The 17,415-nt window shown below is 60.8% G+C and carries 17 protein-coding genes; 10 read left to right on the forward strand and 7 right to left on the reverse strand.

The window, feature by feature from the left end; genetic code table 11:
- Positions 1–3: 3 nt before the first annotated feature.
- The 4 genes from tauA (at position 4) to tauD (ending at position 3,610) form a co-directional block, all read left to right on the forward strand.
- Positions 4–981: a taurine ABC transporter substrate-binding protein gene (tauA, locus tag PMI35_RS21455; protein ID WP_008057596.1), complete on the forward strand. Its 978-nt coding sequence runs from the start codon at positions 4–6 to the stop codon at positions 979–981.
- 16 nt (positions 982–997) lie between these two features.
- Positions 998–1,792, forward strand: coding sequence for a taurine ABC transporter ATP-binding subunit (gene tauB / locus PMI35_RS21450; protein ID WP_008057598.1), 795 nt, complete (start codon positions 998–1,000; stop codon positions 1,790–1,792).
- On the forward strand, positions 1,789–2,622 hold the full coding sequence (gene tauC, locus PMI35_RS21445; protein ID WP_008057599.1) for a taurine ABC transporter permease TauC: 834 nt from the start codon (positions 1,789–1,791) through the stop codon (positions 2,620–2,622). Before tauB ends, tauC begins: the two co-directional genes overlap by 4 nt.
- Positions 2,623–2,767: 145 nt before the next feature.
- Positions 2,768–3,610, forward strand: coding sequence for a taurine dioxygenase (gene tauD, locus PMI35_RS21440; RefSeq protein WP_008057600.1), 843 nt, complete (start codon positions 2,768–2,770; stop codon positions 3,608–3,610).
- A gap of 159 nt (positions 3,611–3,769) precedes the next feature.
- Here tauD and mgrA read toward each other — a convergent pair whose 3' ends face one another.
- Genes mgrA through PMI35_RS21425 form a run of 3 tightly spaced genes read right to left on the reverse strand, consistent with a single transcriptional unit; the run spans position 3,770 to position 8,420 of the window.
- Complete coding sequence (gene mgrA / locus PMI35_RS21435) at positions 3,770–4,807, reverse strand: L-glyceraldehyde 3-phosphate reductase (RefSeq protein WP_008057601.1); 1,038 nt, start codon at positions 4,805–4,807, stop codon at positions 3,770–3,772.
- 20 nt (positions 4,808–4,827) lie between these two features.
- The gene (locus tag PMI35_RS21430; RefSeq protein WP_008057602.1) at positions 4,828–6,171 is read right to left on the reverse strand and encodes an LLM class flavin-dependent oxidoreductase; all 1,344 of its coding nucleotides are present in this window, start codon (positions 6,169–6,171) and stop codon (positions 4,828–4,830) included.
- A gap of 2 nt (positions 6,172–6,173) precedes the next feature.
- Positions 6,174–8,420, reverse strand: a complete 2,247-nt coding sequence (locus PMI35_RS21425; protein ID WP_032831484.1) for a TonB-dependent receptor — start codon at positions 8,418–8,420, stop codon at positions 6,174–6,176.
- A 206-nt stretch (positions 8,421–8,626) separates the two neighbouring features.
- Here PMI35_RS21425 and PMI35_RS21420 point away from each other — a divergent pair, with 206 nt between their 5' ends.
- Positions 8,627–9,667 (forward strand): LacI family DNA-binding transcriptional regulator, encoded by a 1,041-nt coding sequence (locus tag PMI35_RS21420; protein WP_008057604.1) that lies wholly within the window; start codon positions 8,627–8,629, stop codon positions 9,665–9,667.
- 36 nt (positions 9,668–9,703) lie between these two features.
- Here PMI35_RS21420 and PMI35_RS21415 read toward each other — a convergent pair whose 3' ends face one another.
- Both PMI35_RS21415 and PMI35_RS0132455 read right to left on the reverse strand, forming a co-directional pair.
- Complete coding sequence (locus PMI35_RS21415; RefSeq protein WP_008057605.1) at positions 9,704–10,168, reverse strand: type II toxin-antitoxin system HicB family antitoxin; 465 nt, start codon at positions 10,166–10,168, stop codon at positions 9,704–9,706.
- Entirely contained in the window at positions 10,165–10,347 is a 183-nt protein-coding gene (locus PMI35_RS0132455; protein WP_032831485.1) for a type II toxin-antitoxin system HicA family toxin, read from the reverse strand. The genes PMI35_RS21415 and PMI35_RS0132455 overlap by 4 nt, the downstream gene beginning before the upstream one ends.
- Positions 10,348–10,441: 94 nt before the next feature.
- On the opposite strand from PMI35_RS0132455, the gene PMI35_RS21410 reads away from it, so the two are divergent.
- Both PMI35_RS21410 and PMI35_RS21405 read left to right on the forward strand, forming a co-directional pair.
- Positions 10,442–10,813: an SDR family oxidoreductase gene (locus tag PMI35_RS21410; protein WP_081504800.1), complete on the forward strand. Its 372-nt coding sequence runs from the start codon at positions 10,442–10,444 to the stop codon at positions 10,811–10,813.
- 106 nt (positions 10,814–10,919) lie between these two features.
- Positions 10,920–11,180, forward strand: a complete 261-nt coding sequence (locus PMI35_RS21405; protein ID WP_008057607.1) for a hypothetical protein — start codon at positions 10,920–10,922, stop codon at positions 11,178–11,180.
- 8 nt (positions 11,181–11,188) lie between these two features.
- On the opposite strand, the gene betT is transcribed toward PMI35_RS21405, so the two are convergent.
- Complete coding sequence (gene betT, locus PMI35_RS21400) at positions 11,189–13,144, reverse strand: choline transporter BetT (protein ID WP_162831842.1); 1,956 nt, start codon at positions 13,142–13,144, stop codon at positions 11,189–11,191.
- 400 nt (positions 13,145–13,544) lie between these two features.
- Complete coding sequence (epsC, locus tag PMI35_RS21395; RefSeq protein ID WP_008057609.1) at positions 13,545–14,471, reverse strand: serine O-acetyltransferase EpsC; 927 nt, start codon at positions 14,469–14,471, stop codon at positions 13,545–13,547.
- A 190-nt stretch (positions 14,472–14,661) separates the two neighbouring features.
- On the opposite strand from epsC, the gene PMI35_RS21390 reads away from it, so the two are divergent.
- The 3 genes from PMI35_RS21390 to tcyL all read left to right on the forward strand — a co-directional run bounded on the left by PMI35_RS21390 (position 14,662) and on the right by tcyL (position 17,412).
- Positions 14,662–15,654, forward strand: coding sequence for a D-cysteine desulfhydrase (locus PMI35_RS21390; RefSeq protein ID WP_008057610.1), 993 nt, complete (start codon positions 14,662–14,664; stop codon positions 15,652–15,654).
- Between the two features lie 292 nt (positions 15,655–15,946).
- Entirely contained in the window at positions 15,947–16,747 is an 801-nt protein-coding gene (gene tcyJ, locus PMI35_RS21385; protein ID WP_008057611.1) for a cystine ABC transporter substrate-binding protein, read from the forward strand.
- Positions 16,747–17,412: a cystine ABC transporter permease gene (gene tcyL, locus PMI35_RS21380; RefSeq protein ID WP_008057612.1), complete on the forward strand. Its 666-nt coding sequence runs from the start codon at positions 16,747–16,749 to the stop codon at positions 17,410–17,412. Before tcyJ ends, tcyL begins: the two co-directional genes overlap by 1 nt.
- Positions 17,413–17,415 lie beyond the last annotated feature (3 nt).

The raw sequence follows: 17,415 nt of genomic DNA on the forward strand, positions 1-17,415 counted from the left end.
TCGATGAAACTGAATTTCCCCCTTCGCTTGCTGGCGGCCGCCTCCCTGGCGGCGGCGAGCTTTCTTGCCCAGGCAGCCGACGTGACTGTCGCTTACCAGACCACCGTAGACCCGGCGAAAGTCGCCCAGGCCGACGGCGCGTATGAAAAAGCCACCAAGGCCGACATCAACTGGCGCAAGTTCGACAACGGTGCTGACATCATCGCCGCCATCGCCTCGGGTGACGTGCAGATCGGCTACCTCGGTTCCAGCCCGCTGACAGCAGCGATCACCCGCAAAGTGCCGGTGGAAACCTTCCTGATCGCAACCCAGATCGGCGCCGCCGAAGCCCTGGTGGCCCGCGACGGTTCCGGGATCAAGACGCCCCAGGACCTGATCGGCAAGAAAATCGCCGTACCCTTCGTTTCCACCGGCCACTACAGCCTGCTGGCCGCGCTGAAGCACTGGAACATCGACCCATCGAAAGTCACGGTGCTGAACCTGGCGCCACCCGCGATCATTGCCGCCTGGAAACGCGGTGACATCGACGCCACTTACGTATGGGACCCAGCCCTGGGTGTGGCCAAGGAAAACGGCAAAGTGCTGATCACCTCCGGCGAACTGGCCAAGTTCGGTGCGCCAACCTTCGATGCCTGGATCGTGCGCAAAGACTTCGCCGAGAAGCACCCGGAAATCGTCACCGCATTCGCCAAAGTGACCCTGGATGCCTATGCCGAGTACCGCAAAGACCCACAAGCCTGGCTCGCCAATCAAGGTAACGTCGACAAGCTGGTAAAACTGTCCGGCGCCAAGGCCAGCGATATTCCGCTGCTGCTGCAAGGCAACGTCTACCCGCTGGCCGCCGATCAAGTGATTACGCTGGGCGCACCGACCACCAAGGCCATCACCGACACCGCCGTGTTCCTCAAGGAGCAAGGCAAGGTCGATGCTGTGCTGCCGGACTACGCGCCGTACGTCAGCGCCAAGTTCATCACGGATTGATAGGGAGTTAATGGCGATGGCTTTGCTACAGCTGGAGCGCATCAGCGCACAGTACCCCGGTAGCCCTACACCGGTACTGGCGGATATTTCCCTGACCCTCGGGCCCCAGCAGTTGCTGGTTGCCCTCGGCCCGTCCGGCAGTGGCAAGACTTCGCTGTTGAACCTGATTGCAGGTTTTGTCGAGCCCAGCGCCGGGCGCATTACCCTCGACGGCGTGCCGGTCAAAGGCCCGAGCGCCGAGCGCGGCGTGGTGTTCCAGGACGACGCCCTGCTGCCCTGGCAGGACGTGCTGGCCAACGTCGGCTTTGGCCTGGAACTGGCCGGCGTTGCTCGGAACAAACGCGAAATCCGCGCAAGGGAAATGCTTGCACTGGTGGACCTTGCCGGTTTTGAAAGCCGCCGGATCTGGCAACTCTCGGGCGGCCAGAAACAGCGTGTCGGCCTGGCCCGCGCACTCGCTGCCGATCCGCGTGTATTGCTGATGGACGAACCCTTCGGGGCCCTCGACGCCTTCACCCGCGAACAGATGCAAGAGCTCCTGTTGCAAGTCTGGCGGCGCACCGCCAAGCCGGTCTTCCTGATTACCCACGACATTGAAGAAGCGGTGTTTCTCGCCACGGATCTGATTCTGCTGGCACCCAATCCCGGGCAGATCGTCGAGCGTCTGCATCTGGATTTCGGTCAGCGTTATGCCGCTGGTGAATCGGCACGGTCGATCAAGTCCGATCCGCGCTTTATCGAAACCCGCGAACACGTGCTCGCCAAAGTGTTCTCCCAACGCAGCGCCGCCCAGCGGCAGGAGCGCGCATGAGCAGCTACGAAATTCCCGCCGCGGCGGTTAAACCAGGAACTACGGTCATTCCACTGCGCCGCAGCTTGAGCACTCGCTGGATCAGTGTACTGACATTGATCGCGCTGATATTCATTTGGTGGGCCGTCACGGCGACTGGCTTGATCGAACCCCTGTTCCTGCCGCCACCGTCCGCCGTGCTGCAAAAAGGCTGGCTGTTGGTCACCAGCGGCTACATGGATTCGACCTTGTGGCAGCACTTGGGCGCGAGCCTCAGCCGCATTGGCCTGGGCCTCGGCTTTGCGGTGCTGACCGCCGTACCGGTTGGCATTGCCATCGGTGCCAACCGTATTGCCCGCGGCGTGCTGGATCCGTTGATCGAGTTCTACCGCCCTATTCCACCGCTGGCTTACCTGCCGCTGATCGTGATCTGGTGCGGTATCGGCGAATTGTCGAAAGTGTTGCTGATCTACCTGGCCATTTTCGCCCCGATCGCCATCGCCACCGCCACGGGTGTGCGAACCGTCGACCCGGCCAAATTGCGCGCAGCGCAGTCACTGGGCGCGACCCGCGCACAACTGATCCGCCACGTGATTCTGCCGAGCGCCTTGCCGGACATCTTGACGGGTGTGCGCATTGGCTTGGGCGTGGGTTGGTCGACGCTGGTAGCCGCCGAATTGATTGCCGCCACCAGCGGCCTGGGTTTCATGGTGCAGTCGGCTGCGCAGTTCCTGGTTACCGACGTGGTGGTGCTGGGGATTCTGGTGATCGCACTGATTGCCTTCGTCATGGAGATGGGCCTGCGAGCCCTGCAACGCAAACTGGTGCCATGGCACGGCCAGGCTCACTAAGAATCAATGTAGGAGCTGAGCTTGCTCGCGATTGCGGTGTATCTGTCAGAGCAAATCTGCCTGACCTATCGCCATCGCGAGCAAGCTCGGCTCCTACAGACTGACTACGCCGACAAATCGGCGCCCCGAATTGAAGAGAAAGACCATGAGTAATCTGACCATCGTCCCTTTGAGTTCAGCACTCGGCGCGCAAATCAGCGGCGTCGACGTCAGCCAGCCGCTGAACCTGGAACAACGCGACGCCATCGAGCAGGCGCTGCTCAAGCACCAGGTGCTGTTCTTCCGTGACCAGCCGATCACCCCACAACAGCAGGCACGATTCGCCGCCAATTTCGGCGACCTGCACATCCACCCGATCTACCCCAACGTGCCGGAACAACCGGAGGTCCTGATCCTCGACACCGCCGTCACCGACGTGCGTGACAACGCGATCTGGCACACCGACGTGACCTTCCTGCCGACCCCGGCCATGGGCGCGGTGCTCAGTGCCAAGCTGCTGCCGGAGTTTGGCGGCGATACCCTGTGGGCCAGCGGCATCGCGGCGTATGAAGCGTTGTCGGCGCCCTTGAAAAGCCTGCTCGAAGGGTTGACCGCCACCCACGACTTCACCCGTTCGTTCCCGCTGGAACGCTATGGCAACACGCCTGAAGCGTTGACCCAATGGGAAGAGACACGGCGCAAGAATCCGCCGCTGTCGCACCCGGTGATCCGCACACACCCGGTGAGCGGACGTCGCTCACTGTTCGTCAACGAGGGCTTCACCTCGAAGATCAACGAGTTGTCGGAAACCGAGAGCGAGGCGATCCTGAAGTTCCTGTTCGCCCATACGACCCGGCCGGAATTCACCATTCGCTGGCGCTGGCAGAAAGACGACATCGCCTTCTGGGACAACCGCGTGACCCAGCATTACGCGGTGGATGATTACCGCCCGGCGCGGCGGGTGATGCAGCGGGCGACGGTGTTGGGGGATGTGCCGTTCTTCCGCTGATCAGTCAGTTTTGTACTGACTCTGATGGCCCCATCGCGGGCAAGCCCGCTCCCACAGGCTCAGCAGTGTTCACAGACTTTGTGTACGACTCAGACACTGTGGGAGCGGGCTTGCCCGCGAAGAGGTCGGAACAGGCACCAGAAATCCAGTGCCGATCACTTACTCAGCGGTAGAAGGCTTCTCCCAAAGATTGATTCCACCCTCCTGGGCAAACCGGTCAATCTCCGCCAACTCTTCTGCGCTAAAGCTCAAATTCTTCAACGCCCCGACGTTCTCGATGATCTGCTCCGGCCGGCTCGCGCCGATCAGCGCAGAGGTCACCCGAGGGTCGCGCAGGGTCCAGGCCAGCGCCAGTTGCGCCAGGCTCTGACCGCGACGCTTGGCGATCTCATTGAGCGCGCGCACCTGGGCAATGTTGCTCTCGGACAAATGCGCGGCCTGCAACGAACCACCGCCCGGACGGTTGACTCGCGCATCGGCCGGCACGCCGTTGAGGTACTTGTCCGTCAGCAGCCCCTGAGCCAGCGGTGTGAAGGCAATCACGCCGGTGCCGAGCTCGTCGGTGGTGTCCAGCAGGTCCTTTTCCACCCAGCGATTGAGCAGGTTGTAGGCCGGTTGGTGAATCAACAACGGGACTTTCCATTCTTTGAGCAACGCCGCTATTTCGCGGGTTTTCACCCCTGAATAAGACGAGATACCAATGTACAACGCCTTGCCCTGCTGTACGGCGCTGGCCAGCGCGCTGGCGGTTTCTTCCAGCGGGGTGTCCAGGTCGAAACGGTGGGAATAAAAGATGTCCACATAGTCGAGGCCCAGGCGTTGCAGGCTCTGGTCAAGGCTGGCGAGCACGTACTTGCGTGAACCACCGCCCTGACCATAAGGGCCAGGCCACATGTCCCAACCGGCCTTGCTGGAAATGATCAACTCGTCGCGGTACTGCTTGAAGTCTTCACGCAGCAAACGCCCAAAGTTGGTTTCGGCACTGCCGTACGGCGGGCCGTAGTTGTTGGCCAGGTCGAAATGGTTGATGCCCAGGTCGAACGCCGTGCGCAACAGCGCACGCTGGGTGTCGATCGGCGTGCTGTCGCCGAAGTTGTGCCACAGGCCCAGTGACAGAGCCGGCAGCACCAGCCCGCTGCGGCCCACGCGGCGGTAAGGGATGGAGTCGTAGCGGTTTTCGGCAGCGGTGTAAGTCATCGAATCCTCTCTTGTCTGTTTTATCTGAAATCTTCAACCGGTTTTGTCGCAAATCTATTGGAAGGCCTTGCCAGTCCAAGGTTCTGGCGCAGCGTGCGACCTTCGTATTCGGCTCGGAACAATCCACGTCGTTGCAGCTCCGGTACAACGCCGCGGGCAAAATCCTCCAGACCGTCGGGCAAGTGCGGTACCAGCACATTGAAGCCATCCGCCGCGCCGTGTTCGAACCACTCCTGCAAGTGGTCGGCAATCTGCGCCGGCGTTCCCACCAGGCTGTAATGCCCGCGACCGCCGGCAATCCTGCGCCCCAGTTCGGCGAGGCTGAGGTGCTCCTGGCCCGCCAGCTCCGTCAGCAACTTTTGTCGGCTTTGCTGACCGCTTTCAGTCAGCGGCAAGTCGGGTAACGGCCCGTCCAGCGGATACTTCGACAAATCGAAGTTGCCCAGCATACGCCCAAGCAAGGCCACGCCAACCTCCGGTTCGACTAATTGCTGAAACGTTTCATTTTTTTCCCGGGCTTCGCTTTCAGTTTGCCCGACGACCACGAAAACACCGGGCATGATCTTCAGCGAGTCGTCGCTGCGACCGTATCGACTCAAACGTCCTTTCAGGTCGCGATAAAACGCCTGGGCACTGGTCAGCGACGTCTGCGCGGTGAACACCACTTCGGCCGTCTGCGCCGCCAGCTCACGACCGGCCTCGGAAGAACCGGCCTGCACGATCACCGGTTGGCCCTGAGGCGAGCGCGCTACGTTCAGCGGGCCTTTGACCCGGAAGTGTTCGCCGAGGTGATCCAGCGTGTGGACTTTTTCCGGGTGGTAGTACGTACCACTGGCCTTGTCGCGGATAAAGGCGTCATCTTCCCAACTGTCCCAAAGCCCGCTGACCACCTGATGAAACTCTCGCGCCCGGCTGTAACGCTCGGTATGCCCAAGATGCTCGGTGCGGCCAAAGTTCAACGCCTCGGCGGCATTGTCGGACGTCACCAGGTTCCACCCCGCGCGTCCTCCTGAGAGATGATCCAGGGAAGCGAACTTGCGCGCGACATGGTACGGCTCGTTGTAGCTGGTGGTGGCCGTGGCGATCAGCCCGATATGTTCGGTCACCACGCTCAACGCCGAGAGCAGCGTCAGCGGTTCAAAATGGTCGGAACGGGCCATGCGACTGGCGATTGCCCCGGTCGCTGCCGCCACGCTGTCGGCGATGAACAAGGCATCGAATTTCGCCGCTTCGGCGATCTGCGCCAGGCGCTTGTAGTGGGCGAAATCCAGGCCGGCATCGGCCGGCACTTGCGGATGGCGCCAGGCGGCGACGTGGTGCCCGGTCGCCATCAGGAAAGCGCCAAGCTTGAGCTGTCGGGTCATGGTCAGAAATCCTTGCGCAGTTGCACGCCGAAGTAGCGCTCGTCGTCCCGTGGCACGGCGCGGTAGATGTAGTTGCCGCCACTGGCCAGCAGCGGTGAGTAGGACTTGTCCGCGAGGTTCTTGCCCAGCAGAGCCACGCTCCAGCCGTTGTTGTAGTCGGCCAAAGCGACGCTGGCGTTCCAGATGCCGTAAGCGCCCTGCTTGGTGTCGACGTTCTGGCTGATGTCGTATTGCACTTCGCTCTGCCAGCTGAAGTCGGTGCCCAGTTCGATATCCAGGCCGTTATCCAGGGGGATGCTGTAGTCGGCACGCACGTAGCTTTTCCAGTCCGGGCTGAACGGCAGTGGCTTGCCGTTGACGTTGCACGACGCCGCCGCACCTGCCGGGCAGGCGAATTCGTCGATGCGTGCGCGGGTGTAGGCCAGGGCGCCGGAGAACTTCAGTTGTTGGGTGGCCTGCAAGGCGTAATCGAGTTCGACGCCTTCGGTGCTGACACTGCCGGCGTTGATCAGGCGGGTCACCACTTGTCCCGCCACGGTATCGAAGAAGTTCGCCTGGTAGTTGTCGTAATCGCTGTGGAACACCGCGACGTTGGTGGTCAGGCGATTGTTCCAGCTTGTGGCCTTGATACCGGCTTCCCAGGTGTTGGAGGTTTCCGGTTTGAGCGCCTCGGTGTCCCGTGGCTGCATGTTGAAGAACACGTTGTAGGCCGGGCCTTTGTAGCCACGCGAGTAGGTCAGGTACGTGGTGACGGCATCACTCAAGTCGTACTGCACGCCAAGACGTCCGGACCAGCCATCTTCATCCACCGAACCGGAGCTGCTGGTGCCTGGCTGAATGCCGCTGACGGCGGTGGCCGACGTCGATACCCGGCGGTGATCGTATTCCAGTTCATCGTGGGTGTAGCGCAGGCCGGCGATACCGCGAAAATCCGGGGTGAAATTGAGGGTACTTTCACCGAACGCCGCGTAGCTGTCGCTGCTGGTGCTGTAATCGGCGACGCCACGGTTGACGCTGGTGGGCGTGGTCAAGGTGCGCTGATAGGTCTCGTCGTCCTTGCCGTGCATGTAGAACAGACCACCCACGTATTCGAGGAACTCGCCTGTCGGTGAAGCCAGGCGCAGCTCTTGCGAGTATTGGTCGAAAGCCAGGTCGCCCTTGTCGGCAGTGCCGGGGAACGCCGCGGTCACCGTGCTCAAGCGGTCGCCATCCTGATACTGGGTGTTGTCCCAACCGCGCCAGGCGGTGATCGAGGTCAGGGTGTAATCGCCCAGTTGCCAGTCGAGTTGGCCAGATAGGCCTTTGTTGATGTCTTCGACGTGGGTGCGGGTTTGGGTGTTGATGTCGCGGTTGTCACTGGACGCCCGCACCGGGCTCAAGGCATTGGCGAACGCAGGCGTCAGGGATTTGCTGACCACGCCATTGGGCGCATCGTCGTGGGACTGCATGTAGTCGGCAATCAGCGTAAAGGTGAGGTCTTCATTCGGGGTGAATTGCAGTTTGCCGCGCGCGCCCTTGTGGTTGTAACCGTTGACCTCCTGGCCGTTGTAGCGGTTATCGACGTTGCCGTCGTAGGTGCCGAACAGCGTGGTGATCGAGCCTATGAGGGTGCCCGGAACCAGACTGCCGCCGAGGCCGAAGCGGGTACGGCTTTCGTTGCCGCTGTAGTACGACTGATCGATGTGGCCTTGGGTTTCGGCGGTCGGGGCCCGGCTGGTGATGTTGAGCACGCCGGCCGAGGCGTTCTTGCCGAACAGCGTGCCCTGCGGCCCGCGCAGCACTTCGACGCGCTCCAGATCCAGCAGGTCCAGGGTCGATTGGCCCGGACGGGCATAGACCACGCCGTCGATCACCGTGGCCACGGTCGGCTCGACGCCCGGTGAGGTGGAAATGGTCCCGACGCCGCGAACGAATAGAGAAGTGTCCTTGTTCGACGCGCCGGTACGGAAGTTCAGCGATGGCACTTGCTGGACAATGCTCGACACGCTGGTGCGGTTATCGCGCTCCAGTTGCTCGCCATCGAGCACGGTTACCGCTACCGGGATTTTCTGCAGCGACTCTTCGCGGCGAGTCGCGGTGACCGTCACGGACTTGAGGGTCGGCTCCTGTTCGGCGTTGTCGGCGGCGAAAGCGCCCGGCACGGGCAACGCCGCCAATCCGGCGAACAGCCAGCCAAGGTACGTGCGACGTGGTGTGGCGGCGCGAATCGATTGCGCCAGTTTTTGTGATTCCCCAAAGGTGAAGTGCATGGTCTGCCCGCTCGAAAATTGCCCTGAACCGCTGCCGTTCTGCGACGACAGTGCGAGTGAAGTTGTCTTGGGCATTCGCTCGAGCGAGTAGCAGACAGAACGCTTTGTTAGCGCTAACATCATCAGTATTGGCAACCCCCACATAGAGCGTCCAATACTGAAAAATTACTTTTATATGCCTTTTTGTTTTTAAGAGGGGTCGCCCGTTGAGTGAAGACAAGCCCCGCAAACGCCGTGGCGCCGGACGCGTCACCCTGAACACCGTGGCTCGCCAGGCGGGTGTTTCGGCGATCACAGTGTCGCGCTACTTCAATCAGCCAGACCAGGTGTCACCGGAACGCCGCGAGCGCATCGCCGCCGTCGTCGCGGCACTGGGTTACGTACCCAACCTGGTAGCCGGGGGGCTGGCGTCGGCCCGTGGCAGGATCGTCGGCATGGTGATCCCGAACATCTCCGGGCCGATCTTCGCCAACACCATCCAGGGCTTCAGCGACACCCTCAGCCGCCACGGTTACCAGCTGTTATTGGCATCGAGTTACTTCGACGCCACACAGGAAGAAAGCGCGGTGCGGGCGTTTCTCGGCTGGTCGCCGGCAGCGTTGGTGCTGACCAGCCACTTCCATAGTGCCGGCACCGAAAAGCTGATCGCCGAAGCGGACATTCCAGTGATCGAAACCTGGGACTACCAACCCGAGCGCGAGCCGCTGCAAATCGGTTTTTCGCATTTCGAGGTGGGCGTGGCAGCCGCGCGCTACCTGCATGGCAAGGGTTATCGGCGCATTGCATTCGTACAGAACAGTGCACCGGGAGACTTCAGTGCGCTGGAACGGCGTGACGGCTACGCGGCCACCGTGCGTGAGTTTGGGCTCGAGCCCTGGGTGTTCGCCCCGGATGCCGATCGCGCCCCGTTCGAAGCCGGCAAGCAAGCCATGCAAGCCTTGATGAACGTCTCACCACGACCCGACGCCATCATTTTCGCCAACGACAACCTCGCCGCCGGCGGCTTGCTGGCCGGACAACGGGCCGGCCTGAGCATTCCCCAGGACTGCGCGGTACTCGGCTTCGGAGATTACCCCTTCGCCGAAATGCTCCTGCCAAGCTTGAGCACCATCAAGCCACCGGCGCTGGAGATCGGCGTACTCGCCGCAACCCGGGTGCTGGAGAGCCTGGGCGTGCTGCCGGTGGAGAATGAGGTCAAGCGCTTGAATCTGCTGGAGTGTCGGGTGATCGAGCGCGAGAGTGCTTGAGCGACAGGCGTCCTTTACGGATCTGCCCCGCTCCTGTCAGGCCGATAACTCGCGCAGAGCTGCAGCCGCCAAAAAACCCGACCTTGAGCTGTAGCGCCGGTCCCGCCTGACAGTCTGATCGATGCGTTCAAGCAATTGCTCAGGTAGCGTGGCGTTGAAGCGCACTGACTTGCCGAAGTAAGGCGTGACATCGAACTCCACCACACCCCACACGCCACCAGCGTAATCGGGGTTATCGATATGGACGTCGATCTCGCGAACCTGAGGCAGTGGATCGCCATCGGCAACCAGACCTTCATAGTGCAGGGACAATGCTTCTTTCACATTTTCAAATGCCTCGGCAACTGTAGTGCCTGCGGAGAAACAACCCGGTACGTCCGGGATGATCACTCCGTAGTCTGAGTCGGCATCCTTGTGCAGAACGACCGGGAATTTCATTTGGATGAATCCTTCCTGTGACAAGTCCGCATCGGGACTCTCGTATCCAATGACAGGCCTCATTTCAGACCCGCCTGTTTCAATATGCTGTTGATCGTTCCCTTTGGAAGATCAGAGTCTGGGTGCTTGATCGTCACCCTACCTGGCTTGTGCGAATGCTTGTATTGATGGTGACTGCCTTTCACAGCCACCAGATACCAACCATCCTCCTCGATCATCCTGATCATCTCCCGACTCCGCATTCCCTTCGCCCTGTTCGTCAGCAACTGCGACGTAATGTAGGCGGTGGAGCAGGGATCGAATACACACCATACACACTATGCAAAATATTAGTCGATTTTGTTACGCCGATTTCTCGCCCAGACCAGCGGTTACTGCGCCCCCGCAAACAGTACCGTGGGCCTGAACCTGCCGGGCTACGCCGTGTACATTGCCAGCAGGGCCGCGGTGGAATCGTTAACCCAGGTGTTTGCCAAGGAAATGCCCGAGCACAACATCACGGTCAATGCCGTGGCGCCGGGGCCGGTGGCAACCGATTTGTTCCTGCACGGCAAGAGCGAAGAACAGATCCAGACTTTCGCCAAAATGGCGCCGCTTGAGCGTCTCGGGCAACCGGAGGATATTGCCCGTGTCGTGTCGTTCTTGGCCGGACCGGAGTCGGCGTGGGTCAATGGGCAGATTCTGCGGGTGAATGGTGGGCTGGTTTAACTAAGCTCACATTGAAACCGCAGCGACGCCAATCGCGAGCAGGCTCGCTCCTACAGTGATCGCGGTGAACCTTGTGGCAGCACACACCTGAAGGGAGGCACACACCATGCACACCACCATCATCATCTCGTTTGGCCTGATCCTGCTCGCGCTGATGCTGTACATCGGCGAAAAAATCGGCTTCCCCCGCCAGGTCCTCGCCTACAGCTTTATCGTGCTGTGGCTGGCCCTGACGCTGATCAATGGCGCGGTGGGCATCGTGCATGCCCGCCAGCCATTAGGCACGGAGGTGATGGTCGGCAGCGCCGTGTTCGGTATCCCGGTGGCGGCGCTGGTGTTGTTCATGGTGTTGACCACCGAGACCTGAAGACCTGCTCAACGCACCAGGTGCAGGAACTGCATGTGCCTTTCGTACTGATCAAGGATGTCGTTGATGATCTGCTCCTTGGTGTATCCCACCAGGTCGTAGTTCTGACTGCCCTCGCTCAAATGCACTTCGGCCCGGTAATAACGACGATTATTGAGCTCCTTGGCGCCCATGCCACCCCGGGCAAACGACGGCGTGAAGTAACCGCGCATTTGTACCTGATAGATGAATGGGTGTTCGTCGCCGTGACCGATTTCCAGGCTGACGCTGTCATTGACCGGCTCCGGGTGAGTCACGACGCTCAGGCCCTTTTCGATGAACACCGCCGACACCTCTTCGATGGCCGGGCGCACCGTCGAATCGAGGAAGCGATAAACCTCGTCCCGCGACGGGAAATGCACCGCCTGGCCCAAGCGCTGACGCCAACCACCGCGCCGCGAGCCGGACACTGGCGCCAGGGAATGCATCTGCGCAATCTGCTTCTGCGATTCCAGATAAAACGCTTTATGCAGCCCCCACATCATCAACAGCAAAATCAGCGAGAACGGCAGCGAAGTCAGGACCACGGCTGACTTCAACGCATCGATGCTGCCGGAAAACAGCAACGCACTGGTCACCAATGCGGTCATCGCGCCCCAGAACACCCGCAGCCATTTCGGCCCGTCTTCATCCGGGTTGCCACCCTTGGCGGACAGCGTCGACAACACCACGGTGCCGGAATCGGCGGAGGTGACGAAGAACACGAAGCTGATGAACACCGTGACTGCGATCACGGTTTTGCTCCAGGGGTAGGTTTCCAGCAGCAGGTAGAGGGTCATCGACGGATTCTCGATGGCCGACAAGCCCAGCGCCGACATGCCGTGGTTGAGCACCTGGTCGATGGCGCTGTTGCCGAAGATCGACATCCACGCCAGGGTAAAACCCAGCGGAATCAGCAGCACGCCGAAGACGAACTCGCGGATGGTCCGGCCACGGGAAATCCGCGCAATGAACAGGCCCACGAACGGCGACCAGGCGATCCACCAGGCCCAGTAGAACACCGTCCAGCCACCCAGCCAGTCGCTGGGCTTGTCGTAGGCGTAGAGGTCAAAACTCTTCATCGGCAAGGCGCCAAGGTAGTCGCCAACGTTCTGGATCAGGGTATTGAGCAGATGCTGGGTAGGCCCGGCGAACAACACGAACAGCAGCAGCGCACAGGCCAGCAGCATGTTGATGTCGGACATCACCCGCACGCCCTTGTCGACCCCGGACACCGCCACAATGATCGCCGCGCCCATCATCAGCGTGATCAGCCCGACCTGGATCCACTGGGTGTGAGCGATGCCGAACAGGTAGTCCAGGCCCGAGTTGAGGTGCAACACGCCAAAGCCCATGTCCGCGCCGAGACCGAAGACCGTGGCGATGATGCCGAAGCCGTCCACCGCGTAACCGATGGGGCCGTTGATGCGTTTGCCGATCAGCGGGTACAGCGCCGAGCGCAAGGCCAGCGGCAGGTTATGCCGGTAGGCGAAGTAGGCCAGCGCCATGCCGACAAAGGCGAACACGCCCCAGCCATGCAGGCCCCAGTGCAGGAACAGAATCTGCATCGCCTGGCGCGCCGCATCCGCCGTGCCCGCCTCGCCCTGAGGCGGTTGCAGCATATGGGTCAGGGGCTCGGACACACAGAAGAAAAACAGCGTAATGCTGATCCCGGCGGCGAACAGCATGCCGGCCCAGGACAGATAACTGAATTCGGGCTCGTCGTGGTCGGCACCGAGTTTGATCTTGCCGTAGCCCGATAACGCGGTGACCACCACGAAGACCAGATACAGGGTCATCGCCAGCATGTAATACCAGCCAACCGTGTTGGCTGCCCAGTTTTGCGCCGCCAGCAACCAGGCGCCGGCCTGTTCGGGCATGGCCATGACCACGACACCGAACAGCAGAATGAACGTCGCCGCGAAGTAGAACACCGGCGGATTCATGCGGATCAGGCCGCTTGGGGGAATAGACGATGCACTCATTGAAGGTGCACCTCGAAGGGGTCGAACGTGGCTGTAGAAATCAGACTCAGCAAAGGCAAGCCTCCTGTTGTGAGCGGGCAGCGAACCACCGGTTTAACTTGAATGAACGTTCAAGTTAAACATGAATAGGGTGCTAAGGACTAATCGCAGGGCTCGGCGGTCGTGCTCGAACAGTAGCTCAAGGAGCGATATAACGCGGGGCTTGGGGGGATTCGTTCAGGGGAGAAGGGGTGAAAGCCAATATCTCGATATGGCTTGAAAACATTCGCGAGCAGGCTTGCTCCCACAATTGAAATGCATTTCCTTGTGGGAGCGAGCCTGCTCGCGAAGAGGCCCGCTCAGTCAGCGAGGATTTGAGACCTTACTTCTGCGCCCCATCATCAAGCTGCAAATTCGCCTGGGTCAGGTTGCTGCCCGCCGGTACGCTGCGGGTCAGCCAGACATTACCGCCAACGGTCGAGCCCTTGCCGATGGTGATCCGCCCCAGAATGGTCGCGCCCGCGTAAATCACCACGTCATCCTCGACGATCGGATGCCGCGGTTGGCCCTTCTGCAACTGGCCGTCTTCGTCCGCTGGAAAGCGCTTGGCACCCAGGGTCACCGCCTGATAAATCCGCACTCGCTCGCCGATGATCGCGGTCTCGCCGATTACCACACCGGTCCCGTGGTCGATAAAGAAACTGCGGCCGATCTGCGCGCCCGGGTGAATGTCGATGCCCGTGGCCGAATGGGCGATTTCCGCGCTGATCCGGGCCAGCAGCGGCAACCCGGCGCGGTATAAATGGTGAGCGAGACGATGGTGAATCACCGCCAGAATACCGGGATAGCACAGCAGCACTTCATCGACGCTACGTGCCGCCGGGTCGCCGTGATAGGCCGCCAGAACGTCGGTGTCCAACAGGCTGCGCAGCGCTGGCAACGCAAGGGCGAAGTCCTGGATGATCTGAATGGTCTTGTCCTCTACCTCAGTGTCGGCCTGGGCGCTGTGGCGGGCGGCGTAGCGCAACTCAAGTCGCGCCTGAGCCAGCAACGCATTCAACGCCACATCGAGGGTGTGGCCAACGTAGAAGTCTTCACTCTCTTCGCGCAAGTCCACCGGCCCCAGGCGCATCGGGAACAGCGCACCGCAGAGCGCTTCGAGAATGTCCGCCATGGCCGCCCGCGACGGCAACTCGCGACCACCCTGCTCACCGCTGGCGCGGCCGTTTTGTGCGCGCCACTGCTCACGCGCCGTGCGCAGTTGGCTGACGATGGTTTGCAATTGCCAATGGCTGGAACGCTCACTCACGGTAAAAACTCCTCACGGGCGGCCGGACTGTCGGGCCGCACTGACGGCGATTACTTTACGGCAAGGCCCGCAAGCCAAATTAAGAACCAATTGTGCTGTCGTAAGCACAATCGGCTATAAGCGATTGGCGGTTGCCGCGACAAAGTGGCGTGCCTATAGTCCAGAGACCTTCCACCGCCAGTACGGACCCATGATCAAACAACAGCTTGCCCGCTTCAATCGTCTCGACCTGCTCGGTCAGCCCACCGCCCTGGAAAAACTCGAACGCCTGTCGGCCTGGCTGGGGCGCGACGTCTACGTCAAACGCGATGACCTGACCCCACTGGCCATGGGCGGCAACAAGCTGCGCAAACTTGAATACCTGGCAGCCGATGCCCTGGCCCAGGGCGCCGATACATTGATCACGGCGGGCGCGCTGCAGTCCAACCATGTGCGCCAGACCGCTGCCATTGCGGCCAAGCTGGGGCTTGGCTGCGTGGCCCTGCTGGAAAACCCGCTGGGCACCGACGACGCCAACTATGTCGGTAACGGCAATCGGCTGTTGCTGGACCTGTTCGATGCCAAGGTCGAGCTGGTAGAAAACCTGGATAACGCCGACGAGCTATTGCAAGCTTTGGCCGCCCGCCTGCGCAGCAATGGCAAGAAGCCGTACCTGGTGCCGATCGGTGGCTCGAATGCACTGGGTGCACTGGGTTATGTGCGAGCCGGGCTGGAACTGGCCGAGCAGATCAAGGACACCGGGCTGAACTTTGCCGCCGTCGTCCTGGCCTCGGGCAGCGCCGGAACACACAGCGGACTGGCATTGGCATTGAGCGAAGCGTTGCCGGATTTGCCAGTCATCGGCGTCACGGTTTCTCGCAGCGATGAAGATCAGCGGCCAAAAGTACAGGGCCTGGCTGAGCGTACCGCCGAGTTGTTGGGGGTGCCATTGCCGGCGAGCTTCAAGGTCGAGTTGTGGGACGAATATTTCGCGCCGCGCTATGGCGAGCCCAATGCCGGGACGCTGGCCGCGGTGAAGCTGGTGGCCGGTCAGGAAGGCCTGTTGCTGGACCCGGTCTACACTGGCAAGGCCATGGCGGGGTTGCTGGACGGGATTGGACGCCAGCGTTTCGATGAGGGACCGATCATCTTCCTGCACACCGGTGGGGCTCCGGCGTTGTTTGCCTACACGAGCTTTCTGTAAGAGCTAAAGATCAAAAGATCGCAGCCTTCGGCAGCTCCTACAGGATACGCCGATCCATGTAGGAGCTGCCGCAGGCTGCGATCTTTTCAACAGACAACACATATTCCTTTAAGAAATAACAAAAATAGAATTTATTATTTTCTAATCTAAAAGCGTCATCATATAGTCTCGCCGCAGGCGAATTTGTAACGCGACGCGTACGTTGCTTTAAGGCAGGATAACGCAGTCGTCAAAATCCCGAATTTGCCAACTTTCCTTAAGCGTCTTCCATAAGAAAACACAGGGGCTTGTCATGAATTTTTCCGCACTACGTCGCAATCTGCTGGTGGGTTCGCTGGGCCTGGCACTCAGTGCCGGCCTGATCGGCCAGGCAGTGGCCGGTGAGCAACTGCAACAAATCAAGGACAAAGGCGTGATCAACGTCGGCCTGGAAGGCACCTACCCACCGTTCAGTTTCGTCGACGCCGACGGCAAGCTGACCGGCTTCGAAGTCGAATTTTCCGAAGCCCTGGCCAAAGAGCTGGGTGTGAAGGTCAAACTGCAACCGACCAAATGGGACGGCATCCTCGCGGCACTGGAATCCAAGCGCCTGGACGCCGTGGTCAACCAGGTGACCATCTCCGAAGAGCGCAAGAAGAAGTATGACTTCTCCGAGCCCTACACCGTTTCCGGGATTCAGGCGCTGGTACTGACCAAGAAAGCCGCCGAACTGAACATCAAGTCCGCTGCCGACCTGGGTGGCAAGAAAGTCGGTGTGGGCCTGGGCACCAACTACGAGCAGTGGGTCAAAGCCAATGTGCCGACCGCTGACGTGCGCACCTACGAAGATGATCCGACCAAATTCCAGGACCTGCGTGTCGGCCGTATCGACGCCATCCTGATCGACCGCCTGGCCGCGCTGGAATACGCCAAGAAAGCCAAGGACACCACCGCTGCCGGCGACGCGTTCTCCCGTCAGGAAGCCGGTATTGCCCTGCGCAAAGGCGAGCCTGAACTGCTGGCAGCCGTGAACAAGGCCATCGACAAGCTGCGCGCCGACGGCACGCTGAAAAAGCTTTCGGAAAAATACTTCAGCGCTGACGTCACCCAATAATGGAAGAAGCTTTTCAACTCGCACTGGACTCCCTGCCCTTTCTGCTCAAGGGGGCGTACTACACGGTCATCTTGAGCCTGGGCGGGATGTTCTTCGGCCTGGTGATGGGCTTCGGCCTGGCACTGATGCGCCTTTCACGCTTCAAGCTGGTGAGCTGGATCGCCCGCATCTACGTGTCGTTTTTTCGCGGCACGCCGTTGCTGGTGCAACTGTTCGTGATCTATTACGGCTTGCCGCAATTGGGCATGGAACTCGATCCACTGCCGGCGGCCCTGATCGGCTTCTCGCTGAACATGGCGGCCTATGCCTGCGAAATCCTGCGTTCCGCGATCAGTTCCATCGAGCGCGGTCAGTGGGAAGCCGCTGCCAGTATCGGCATGACCCGTGCGCAAACCCTGCGCCGGGCCATCCTGCCGCAGGCGATGCGTACCGCATTGCCGCCACTGGGCAACAGCTTCATCTCGCTGGTCAAGGACACCGCGCTGGCCGCCACCATCCAGGTACCGGAGCTGTTCCGCCAGGCGCAACTGATTACCGCCCGCACCTTCGAAGTGTTCACCATGTACCTTGCCGCCGCGCTGATCTACTGGGTCCTGGCCACGGTGCTGTCGCACCTGCAGAACCAGCTGGAAGCACGGGTCAACCGGCACGACCAGGAGTCCTGACCC

Source organism: Pseudomonas sp. GM78 (assembly GCF_000282475.1).
In the GTDB taxonomy this organism is placed as follows: Bacteria; Pseudomonadota; Gammaproteobacteria; order Pseudomonadales; family Pseudomonadaceae; genus Aquipseudomonas.